This is a genomic window from Flavobacterium sp. CYK-55, from assembly GCF_018413465.1.
Classification (GTDB): Bacteria; Bacteroidota; Bacteroidia; order Flavobacteriales; family Flavobacteriaceae; genus Flavobacterium.
In genome coordinates this window covers 1-405 of the sequence record NZ_JAHCDK010000039.1, presented here as the reverse complement: position 1 = coordinate 405, position 405 = coordinate 1, and the positions used below count along the sequence as shown (strand labels likewise).

At 43.5% G+C, this 405-nt stretch carries 1 protein-coding gene; it reads right to left on the bottom strand.

Features of this window, described 5'->3' with window-relative positions; all coding sequences use genetic code 11:
* On the bottom strand, positions 1-405 hold a 405-nt coding region (locus tag KIH23_RS13630; protein ID WP_213214052.1), incomplete at both ends, for a putative Ig domain-containing protein.

Sequence of the window (405 nt, the reverse complement as noted above, 5' to 3'; positions counted from 1 at the left end):
CAATCGAACTTCCTACGGTAAACACATTCGGCGAGTTATAACTCAAAGCTGAAGGTGCGATATCATTCACCGTTATCGAAACGCCAAACGAAGTTGATCCACCAGAATTGAAGGCTGTCACGGTATAAATCGAAGTTGCAGAAACCTCAGTTGGCGCTCCTGAAATCACACCCGAAGTTGTATCAAACGATAATCCCGATGGTAAAGCCGGCGCGATGCTAAACGAAGTAATATTTCCTGAGAAACTCGGAACTAAATTCACAATTGAACTTCCCACAGTAAACACATTCGGCGAGTTATAACTCAAAGCTGAAGGTGCGATATCATTCACCGTTATCGAAACGCCAAACGAAGTTGATCCACCAGAATTGAAGGCTGTCACGGTATAAATCGAAGTTGCAGAAA